Origin of the sequence: Nocardia sp. NBC_01377, from assembly GCF_045040005.1 — a bacterium.
GTDB classification, from domain to species: Bacteria; Actinomycetota; Actinomycetes; order Mycobacteriales; family Mycobacteriaceae; genus Nocardia; species Nocardia noduli.
In genome coordinates, this window is record NZ_CP109566.1 from 4,649,521 (window position 1) to 4,659,967 (window position 10,447).

The following is a 10,447-nucleotide window of genomic DNA, read 5'->3' on the forward strand; positions in this document are numbered from 1 at the left end:
GTGTTGTCGAACACTATCCAGTCACCGACCCGGAGCACCGAATCCCTCTGGGCCATCATCGCATCGCCGTCACGATCGTCTCCCCGCGCAGCGGCAGGGAAAGGTCTGCGTTCAGTTCGTGTTGCCAGATCAGATGAAAGAGCACCGGCAACACCGCGATGCGATCCCCCACCGCCGTCGCGCCGTCCATCAGTGTCAGCGGATCAGCGAACGCAGCACGAAGTCGCTCGGCGATCTCGGAGATCCGATGACGAGGATGCCGATACCCGCTCAGCCATCGAAGGTTCGCGGTGACGATCGGGTCCGGGGCACCCAACAGCCGATACTCCCACCCGACGAGCTCGCAAGCACGGCGAGTCGATTCGAACGCCGCCAAGTCACGCGGCCCGCGCCGATCCACCGGTCGACAGTCGATCACCACCCCGGTCCCGTCGACCTTGCGGACAAAATAGTCCGGGGCGTGTGACCGCGGCCGAGGAGCCGGTTCCTCGGCCGACCAGAACAGCCAGAACGGTTGCGAGGCAATACCCACCACCGCCGGGTCGAAGTCCAGCGCCACCAGCTGGTCACGTTCCAGCCAGGACTCGAACCCCACGTGCCGCCCCGTCGTTGCCGACCACCACTGACCAGATAAATGCCTCTGGCCCCGATAAGAACGGAACCGACGCACCGGCCGCAGCGATTCCAACCGCAGCGACCACGCCTCCGCCAACGGAACCCGCACCTCGCCGACCGCATCGGCCGAGTAGGACAACTCGAACACCGACAGCGCGTATCGCGCGCCCCCTTCAACCACGTTCAGCCCCGCCGACGTCACGGGCTGTGATTCTCAACCACCCAGCAGCACAGCGCAACGCGTACCACCCAGCTCGCCCACGAACCTCCGAACACCGCCGACCTCCGGTCGGCGAAGCGAAGCGACGCGGTGGACCGAAAATCGCACCGACTCCTGTACCGGTCAGCCGATCACTTCGCGTACTCTGCTCGCCAACAAAACCTGGACTTCGCCACTCACTCGCCAACTACATCTGGACTTCGCCAACTAAAACTGTAACGGACAACCATCCCCTGTACCCCCCACCCGTACCTCCATATAGTTCAACAATCAGACATCTTGCATCTCGGTATTGCAGCGTGGCCGAATCCGGGTTTCCTCAGCTAAATTGGAGGGTTATCCCCGCTATCCCCTCGAATCCCTTTGGGCGTGTTGACACGTCATGGAGGTGAGCATGGTCGCGACGATGCACAAGGTCGCCGCAGGCAACGGCTACGAGTACTACCTACGCAACACCGCCGCCAACGACACCAGCGCCCGCGGACGCGCATCGCTGGCCGAATACTACGACGAACACGGCGAAGCCCCCGGAACCTGGTCCGGCACCGGCCTTACCGCACTCGGCATCGACGCGGATGCCGAAGTCACCGAAGATCAGATGCGAAATTTGTTCGGAGAAGGGATTCACCCCAACGCCGAATTGGTCCGCGAACGCGCAACAGCGGTCCACCAGGCAGCCGGGGCGGGGCCTGCCGAAGCCGCTCGGTTGGCCGAGAAGGCCACGCGGCTGGGCAACCGTTACCCCGTCTACACCTCTACTTCGGGTTTCCGTGCGGCCACGGCCCAGGCATACCGCGACTACAACACCAGCATCGATGCGTGTGTCACCACGTCGATTCCCGACGCGGTGCGCGCCCGGATACGCACCGAGGTCGCCACCGATATGTTCACCACCGAGTACGGGCGCGGCCCTCTCGATGCCCGCGAACTGTCGGGGTGGGTAGCCAAGAACTCTCGTCCGGACCGTACGGCGGTGGCCGGATACGACTTCACGTTCAGCCCGCCCAAGAGCGTTTCGGTGTTGTGGGCGATCGCGACACCGCCGTTCGCGGAGATGATCGCGACCGCGCACCGTCGCGCCTACAGCGACGCGTTGATCTGGATGGAAGGCAACGCGCTGTTCACCCGGCTGGGTCGCAACGGTGTCCGCCAAGTCGATGTCCAAGGTGTGATCGCCGCCAGGTTCGACCACCGCGACTCCCGCGCGGGTGACCCCGACCTGCACACTCACGTCCTGATCGCCAACCGCGTACGCACCGAAGACGGGAAATGGCGCACCATCGACGGCGCAACCCTGCACGAAGCCGCCGTCACCATCTCCGAAATCTACGACACCCGCCTCGAACACCACCTCGAAACCGCACTCGGCATACGGTTCGCCACACGCCCCGACCGCACCTCCGAACAGGTCCGGGTCCGTGAAATCGTCGGTGTTCCGTTGCCGTTGATCCATCATTGGTCCCGGCGCGGCACCGCGATCACCGACCGGCTCGACACCCTCACCGCCGCATGGCAAGCCGCGTTCGGGCGTGAACCAGGCCCCGGCGAAATCCACCGACTCGCCCAACGCGCGACCCTGGAAACCCGCCCCAACAAGCACCTACCCGGCTCACGAACCGAACAGCGCGCGGCATGGCGGGCCGAAGCCGCCACCGTGTTGGGAGGGGACGACGCCGTGGACGTGGTCTTGGCGCGGGTGTTGTCGGTGCCGCCCGTACCGCGTCCGGTACCCGATGGTGCGTTCATCACCCACATCAGTGATCAGGCATTGGCGGCGGTATCGGACAAACGCGCGACCTGGCGCGAATTCAACCTCCGCGCCGAAATCGAACGCCAACTCCGCGGAACCCTCGCACCCGCGGACTGGCCGCGTGTCGTCGAACAGGTCCACACGCACACACTCGCCCCGACATCATCGGTAGTCGCGCGCGGTGACCCCGACCTGACCGAACAACCCGACCTACGTGCCGTCCCGGCATGGCTACGCCGCCGCGACGGCACCCCGACCCACACCCGCGCGAACTCCCGGATCTACACCACCGAATCCACGCTGGCCGCCGAAGCCGAACTCATCGCCCTCGCCGTCGAACCCGGTGGACGCACCCTGCACCCCGGACACGTCGCGATGGCGATCGCCGACTACAACACCGCACACCCCGACCAACCGCTCAACCCCGGTCAGGTCCGCGTCATCGAATCCTTCGCCGCCGCCGGAATGGCCGTGCATACCGCCAACGCCCCCGCCGGAACCGGCAAGACCACCGCCATGGCCGTACTCACCACCGCATGGCACGCGACCGGCGGCACCGTACTGGGGATGGCCCCCACCGCCGCCGCAGCCGCGAACCTGGGCGAAGCGATCGGGGCGCGTGCCGAGACCGTCGACAAACTCCTCAACGTCCTGGACCGTCACCACCCGAGCATCGATCTGGGCGACTACCCGCCGTCGTTGCCGCAATGGGTACTCGACATCAACGACACCACCCTGATCATCATCGATGAACACGTCCAGATACCGACCGCCAAACGCCTACAACTGTTGCGGTATCTGACCGGGCAGGGCGCGACCGTGCGATGCCTCGGCGACGACCGCCAACTCCCCGCCATCGATGCCGGGGGCGTGCACGCCGACATGGCCCACGCCTCACCACACGCCCCATCGACTCTCACCGAAGTTGTCCGGTTCGCCCATCGTGGAGAAGCGTTGGCGTCCACAGGAATCCGCGTTGGTGACCCGCTCGCACTGGCGTGGTATCTCGACCATGGCCGCATCCACGCCGGACATCTGGGCAGTGTCTACGAAGACGCTTACCGAGCGTGGGCCGCCGACACCGCCCAAGGTGCGCACGCGGTCATGCTCGCCCCGACCCACGACATCGTGAAGGCGCTCAACGTTCGCGCCCGCGCCCACCGCCTCGCCCAGATCAGCGCACCCACTGATGCGCCGTTCGAGGCGCACGTATTCCTCGCCGACCAACTCGTGGCCTCAGCCGGTGACACCGTGCGCACCCGCCGCAACGACCCCCGCCTGCGCGTGAACGAACATGATTGGGTGCGCAACGGCCACACCTGGACCATCCACGAAATACACCCCGACCAATCAGTCACCGTCGTACGACAAACCCACGGCACAGACCCCACCGCCGCCGCCGTTGTACGCCTGTCTGCCGAGTACGTGCGCGACCACCTCCACTTGGGTTACGCCGCCACCATCGATTCCGCTCAAGGCATCACCGCTGACACCTGTCACGTCGCCTTGTCCGGGCGTGAATCACGCCAACAGTTCTACGTCGCGATGACCCGCGGACGCCACGCCAACCACGCCTAATGTGTTGGACGGCACTCAATATGCCTACGTGGCAGGCGATTTGGGGGCATGATGTCTGCCGATGATTTCTGGTGTGTGCCGGGGTCGGGGTGGTGTTGATTGGCGGCGGCACCTTGCCGATGAGGGCACGCGAAGGCCCTCTCGGTGACCTTTTGGCGAAGTGCTGTCCGAGAGGGCCGTGTAGCGCGTGGAGGCGCTGTGATCACGGTAGGTGTGGATGCGGCCGGAGTCGAGTCCCGGCTTGTCGATGGCGAGTTGGAATGCCCGGGTTGTGGGGGTGTGTTGCGGCCGTGGGGGTGGGCCAGGGCGAGAACGCTGCGGGCTCGCGGCGGCGTGGTGTTGGTGCGGCCGCGTCGGTCGCGGTGTGGTTCGTGTGGGGGTTCGCATGTGCTGCTTCCGGTGTTCGCGCTGGTGAGACGGGCGGATCTGGTATCGGTGATCGGGGTGGCGTTGACGGCGAAGGCCGCTGGGGCGGGTGCCCGTGTGATCGCGGGGCTGGTGGGTCGTCCGGTGGAGACGGTGCGGGGCTGGTTGCGTCGTTTCGCGGCGCGAGCGGAGGCTCTTCGGGTGTGGTTCACCCGATTGCTGGTCGATGTCGGTGTCGATCCGGTGCCACCGGCGCAGTCGAGATCGCCCTTCGCTGATGCGGTGTCGGCGGTGATCGGCGCGAGTATCGCGGCGTCGTCGCGGTGGCCCGGCGTCGGTGAGGTGTCGGCGTGGTCGCTTGCCGTCGCGGCCACGGGTGGACGTTTGTTGTCGCCGAGGTGGCCCTGAATCGGTCGCAACACGAGTCGGCTCTGTCGAAATCTGTTGGGACAAGGCATTTTCGGCGGGTCTGTTTGTTGTCGACCCGAAGGAGGTGGCTTCGAGGAATGTCGAAGGCCGATGAGGAAGAAAAAGCCAGGCTCGAACGTGCGCAGGCGATCGGGCTGTTCCGTTACATGCTGATTCGTGAGGCCGCTGATCCCTCGCTGACCTCGCGTCAGCGCGGGGCTCTGGTGCGCAAACTGGCCGCCGAGCCGCATACCGACCCAGATGGCCGGGTGGTTCGGTTGACGCGGTGGACGTTGGATCGGTGGATCGCGTTGTGGCGTCGTGAGGGTTTCGACGCGCTGGTCCCCTCGCCGCGTCAGTCTCAGCCGCGGACTCCGCCGGAGGTGTTCGAGCTGGCCTCGGCGCTGAAGAAGGAGAACCCTGCCCGCAGCGCCGCCCAGATCCAGCGGATCTTGCGGGCTCAGTTGGGGTGGTCGCCGGATGAGCGGACCTTGCAGCGGATGTTCATTCGCACCGGGCTCACCGCGCTGCACGCGCCGATCGAACCGGCGGCGTTCGGCCGGTTCGAAGCCGGACACCCGAATGAGATGTGGACCGGGGACGCGCTGCACGGGCCTCGGATCGACGGCCGCAAAACCTATCTGTTCGCCTTCATCGACGATCACTCCCGCGCGATCGTCGGGCACCGGTGGGGATTCGCCGAGGACACCGTCCGACTGGCCGCCGCGTTGCGACCGGCATTGGCCGCCAGGGGAATTCCGCAATATATCTATGTCGACAACGGGTCGGCCTTCGTCGATTCTTGGCTGCTGCGCGCTTGCGCGAAGCTGGGGATCAAGCTGATCCATTCCCAGCCCGGCCGCCCGCAGGGCCGCGGGAAGATCGAACGGTTCTTCCGCACCGTCAACGGCGAATTCACCGTCGAGATCGCCGCCGGGGATGGTGAGGTCGGTCGTCGGATCACCGACTTGGCGGAGATGAACCGGCTGTTCACGGCCTGGGTCGAGACGGTTTATCACCGTCGCACCCATTCCGAGACGGGCATGGCCCCGATGGCGCGGTGGATGGAGGGCGCGCCGTTTCCGGTCCCGGCGCCGGGGGATCTGGCCGAGGCGTTCCGCTGGTCCGAGCATCGGACGGTGTCGAAGACCGCGTTGGTGTCGTTGCACGGCAACCGATATCAGGTCGACCCCGCCCTGAACGGTCGACGCGTCGAGTTGGTGTTCGACCCGTTCGACCTGTCGTTTCTGCGGGTCCGCGTCGACGGCGGTGACGCAGGCACCGCGCTGCCGTTCCAGATCAACCGCCACGCCCACCCCAAGGCCAGACCCGAAATCCCCGCGCAGACACCGAAACCGACGACCGGCATCGACTACCTCGGCCTGGTCGACCGTCACCACCGTGAGGATCTGGCCGCCAGGGTCAACTACGCCGCGTTCGGCTACGACCCGCCCGAGGCGCAATTCTTCGACGAAGCCTTCCCCGACGGCCGGATCCCCGACCCCGAATAACTCTTCCCACAACGACTCCGGAAAGAAACCAACACATTCATGATCGAGAAATTGCAGGCCCACTACGGTTTCACCCGCACCCCCTTCGGGCGCGACCTCGCCCCGGGGATGCTGCACCGCCACGCCTCCCACAACGAGGCCGTCGCCCGCATCAGTTGGTGCATCGCGGAGCGGTCCATCGGCGTGGTCACCGGCGAGGTCGGTGCGGGCAAAACGGTGTCGGTCCGCACTGTCCTGGCCGGCTTGGACCCGTCCAAACACACCGTGATCTATCTGCCGAACCCGATGATCGGGGTCCGCGGCATCCACGAAGAGATCGTCAACGCGTTCGGTCAGCACGTCGCCCACCTGGGCTCGCGGCTGATGGTCCAGGCCAGCAAAGCCCTGGTCGCCGAACGCGAAGAACGCGGCCGCACACCCGTTCTCGTGATCGATGAGGCGCATCTGATGGCCCACGAGCAACTCGAAGCGGTCCGGATGCTGACCAACACCAACCTCGACCAGGACTCGCCGCTGGCTTGTCTGCTCGTCGGTCAACCGACCCTGCGACGCACCATGAAACTGGCCGTCCTGGCGGCATTGGAGCAGCGAACCGCGTTGCGCTACACGATGCCCGGCATGAGCGCCGCCGAGACGACCAGCTACATCGCCCACCATCTGAAACTGTCCGGCCGCGCCGACCCCTTGTTCACCGAGGACGCTGTCGGGCTGATCCACACCACCTCGCGCGGGTTCCCCCGCGCGGTCAACAACCTCGCCATCCAAGCCCTCGTCGCGGCTTTCGCCTCCGGCAAAAGCCTCGTCGACGAAGTCGCCGCCCGCTCCGCAGTCACCGAAGTCATCGGAGACTGACCACCGGCACCTTGCCGACCAACCCCGACACCTCACCGACGAAATCCCCGCCACGGCCCCGCCTGGCGGGGATTTCTCATCCCACACCATCGGCACCCACAACGCCTGGAACATCGGCATCTTCAACGCCCGGCAACACGCGACTCGACACCATCGACCACACCGCCGAACACCTCGCTCCAGGACTGACCGACAGCCCCGCCTACCCGGTCCTGCGCCAACACTTGGCGATGCTCGCCCTCGATGGGACCGACCCCATCACGGCGCTGCGCGACGCGATCAACGCCCGCGAACTCGACACCGCCGCCGACCCCGCCGCCGTGCTGGACTGGCGACTCGACCCCACCGGCCAACACTCGGCCGGACCCGGCCCACTCGCCTGGACACCAGGACTACCCACCAACACCGACAGCATCGACCCCGCCACCCTCGCACCCGTGCGAGCCCGTCAACAGATCGTGGCCGAACTCGCCACACAGATCAGCGACACCACCCGAACCTGGACACCCGCCACCGCCCCGCGATGGGCGCGAACCCTGCTCAGCGCGGAACCCGAACTACTGGCCGACCTCGCGATCTGGCGCGCTGGACTCCACATCCCCGACACCGACCACCGCCCCACCGGACCCACCCGGCACACCGCGATCGAAGCCGTCCACCAGCAACAACTACAACGACGCATCCTCGAAAACGACGCCGACACCCGCCAACCCCAACACCAATGGGCCGCCACCGTCGACCGCATCGACCCCCGCATTACCACCGACCCCGCATGGCCCATCATCGCCACCCACATCGACAACGCCGCCCACACCCGACCAGACATCGAACAACAACTCACCCACGCCGCACAGCAACGACCGCTCCCCGACGAAATGCCCGCCGCCGCACTCTGGGCACGCCTGGAAATAGACGACACCGACTCCACCCACCCGCCGGAACCCCAACCCGAGCCCGAACCCCGACCTGAGCCCGAGCCCGGAGACACTGCCCCACAACCCCACGAGCCAGAACCGACGGGATGGGACATCGCAGACGCCATCAACGCCGCCGCCCTCAACAACCACACCGAATACGACCACAACCCCGACGAATACGACCCCTACGACCAGCAGCTACCCGACACAGGCCCCGAAATCGACTGGTAACGCCATCCGAGCAGTGACAACGCCGCCAACTATGCAGGCAAGGCCATCGCACGCGGCAGAGCTGGACACGTACTGCACCTACGCGCGAGTCGACAGCGATCCATCCGGAATTTGTCAAGTCAAATGAGACAGTGCTGATCAGTTGATTTGGGGTTCGGGTGCGGGTTCGTTGATGTAGAAGATGGCTGGCATTTTCGGTGGGGTGGGTCGGTGACCGAACCGGGCCGGGTTGGCGTGGTAGGCGGCGGTAAGGGTGATCTGACGGGCGTCGTCGATGGTGTCGGCGGTGCCGAAGTGGACTGATGCGGGGGTGTGCCAGCCGATGCCGGAGTGGCGGTGGATGTGGTTGTATTCGTTGAAGAATCCTTCCAGGAACAGGCGCGCGTCTTTCAGTGAGGCAAAGGATTTCGGGAAATCATGAAGGTATTTGAGGGTCTTGAATTGCGCCTCGCTGAAAGGGTTGTCGTTCGATGTCCGTGGCCGGGAATGAGATCGGGTGACACCGAGATCGGTGAGCAGTTCCGACACCAGCCCCGAGGTCATCGACGGGCCGCGGTCGGCGTGGACGGTGTGCGGGACATCACCGTTGCGGGCGATGGCCTCGTCGATGAATTCCTGTGCCAGTTCAGCGCTTTCGTGACGAGACACAATCCAGGACGGGGTGTAGCGGGAGTAGATGTCGATGAGTACATACAGGTGGAACCAGACACCCTTGGCAGGGCCGCGTAGCTTGGTGATATCCCAGGTCCACACCTGCGACGGGCCGTCGGCGAGGAGTTCGGGTTTCACCCTCGCCGCATGGGTGGCCTGTCGTCGCCGTTCCCGGTTCTGACCCGCGGCGGCGGCGATGCGATACATGCTCGACATCGAGCACCAATAGTTGCCTTCATCGAGTTCACGAGCCCAGATCTGGCATATCGCCAGGTCCGCGTAGGGCGGTGAGTTGATCACCGTGAGCACATGGGCGCGTTCGGCGGCGGTGAGTGCCTGACCGTTGTCTGGCACCGCCCGAGCGGGTTCGGGTCCTTGGATCGGTGGCCGCTGATGCCGGTAATGGGTGGCTCGTGACCACCCGATCAGCGTGCAGGCCCGGCGGATGGGCACCTCGACGGCCCGCAGGTCGTCGTAGGCGTCGGTCATGGCTTGGTCGGTCGCGGCGGTGTGCCCGTGCTCTCGGAGATGGATTCCAAAAGCACGTGAAGTTTTCCCATGATCTCGAGCGCGGCCTCCGTCTGCTTCAACTGCTTTGCCAGGCGGTCATTCTCACGCGTCAAACGTTCGTTCTCCCGGCGCGCGGCCGCATCGCCCGAGGGTCGAACGGCACGCTTGGTGGCACCGCCGGATTGCCTCGTGTCGCGGGCCTGGGTCCACTCGGCGATCTGGGATTGGTAGAGACCCTCGCGGCGCAAAACCGCGGACTTCTCCCCGTGTGGGGCGTCGCGGTACTCGTCGATGATCTTGTCGCGGAACTCCGCGGTGAAGGTCCGCCGCGTCGGCTTCGGCGCCGGATCGACTGGCCTACCAGCGGGTGCGGGCTTCGGGCTACTCACGGGATTGCTGCTCCAGTCATGCCCTCAAACAGTGAACTCGGGGACATCCGAGTGTCTCACCACAGCCTGACAGAGAGGGGGTGGTCCGGGCAACTTCCCTTCCCCCGCTTCGTGCTGGCCATCCCTGAGCGGAAGGAGGTCGTGGCACGGGCGATGTTTCCTTGACTCGTCCGAGTGAGGTCAGACAATCGGGCCATGAGGAAGTAGGGGTTACACAACCACACGACGCCTCGTCGGCAAGGTGCGCCGTACAGCTGTGCGCCACCGGAATTTCGTTCAGCAACTCATCCGACGTAACCATCGGACGCCGCTGCACGCGGTCGAGGTCAGCGGGTGCCGGTACTCAAGCTCACCGCCCGCTACGCCATCGCCGACCGGGTCGCCGGATTCGAGCACGGCGCAGACGACTACCTGGTCGAACCTTTCGCCGTGGCCGAGTTGGTGGCCAG

At 65.6% G+C, this 10,447-nt stretch carries 8 protein-coding genes; 5 read left to right on the forward strand and 3 right to left on the reverse strand.

All coding sequences use genetic code 11. From position 1 onward, the window contains the following. Positions 1 to 55 precede the first annotated feature (55 nt). Complete coding sequence (locus OG225_RS21470) at positions 56 to 817, reverse strand: TnsA-like heteromeric transposase endonuclease subunit (RefSeq protein ID WP_331764093.1); 762 nt, start codon at positions 815 to 817, stop codon at positions 56 to 58. Positions 818 to 1,229: 412 nt separating this feature from the next. Between OG225_RS21470 and mobF the strand changes: the two genes are divergently transcribed. The 5 genes from mobF to OG225_RS21495 all read left to right on the forward strand — a co-directional run bounded on the left by mobF (position 1,230) and on the right by OG225_RS21495 (position 8,448). After that, positions 1,230 to 4,163, forward strand: coding sequence for a MobF family relaxase (gene mobF, locus OG225_RS21475; RefSeq protein ID WP_405176980.1), 2,934 nt, complete (start codon positions 1,230 to 1,232; stop codon positions 4,161 to 4,163). Positions 4,164 to 4,550: 387 nt separating this feature from the next. Then, positions 4,551 to 4,937 carry a hypothetical protein gene (locus tag OG225_RS21480; protein ID WP_405176981.1) on the forward strand — a complete coding sequence of 129 codons (387 nt, stop codon included), beginning with the start codon at positions 4,551 to 4,553 and terminating at the stop codon, positions 4,935 to 4,937. Between the two features lie 98 nt (positions 4,938 to 5,035). Continuing rightward, the gene (locus tag OG225_RS21485; protein WP_405176982.1) at positions 5,036 to 6,448 is read left to right on the forward strand and encodes a DDE-type integrase/transposase/recombinase; all 1,413 of its coding nucleotides are present in this window, start codon (positions 5,036 to 5,038) and stop codon (positions 6,446 to 6,448) included. A 39-nt stretch (positions 6,449 to 6,487) separates the two neighbouring features. Beyond that, positions 6,488 to 7,300: an ExeA family protein gene (locus OG225_RS21490; protein WP_405176983.1), complete on the forward strand. Its 813-nt coding sequence runs from the start codon at positions 6,488 to 6,490 to the stop codon at positions 7,298 to 7,300. A gap of 230 nt (positions 7,301 to 7,530) precedes the next feature. After that, a complete protein-coding gene (locus OG225_RS21495) occupies positions 7,531 to 8,448 on the forward strand; it encodes a hypothetical protein (protein ID WP_405176984.1) in 918 nt (305 codons plus the stop codon). 138 nt (positions 8,449 to 8,586) lie between these two features. Here OG225_RS21495 and OG225_RS21500 read toward each other — a convergent pair whose 3' ends face one another. After that, positions 8,587 to 9,588 carry an IS3 family transposase gene (locus OG225_RS21500; RefSeq protein WP_405176985.1) on the reverse strand — a complete coding sequence of 334 codons (1,002 nt, stop codon included), beginning with the start codon at positions 9,586 to 9,588 and terminating at the stop codon, positions 8,587 to 8,589. Next, on the reverse strand, positions 9,585 to 9,998 hold the full coding sequence (locus OG225_RS21505) for a transposase (RefSeq protein WP_405176967.1): 414 nt from the start codon (positions 9,996 to 9,998) through the stop codon (positions 9,585 to 9,587). The genes OG225_RS21500 and OG225_RS21505 overlap by 4 nt, the downstream gene beginning before the upstream one ends. Positions 9,999 to 10,447 lie beyond the last annotated feature (449 nt).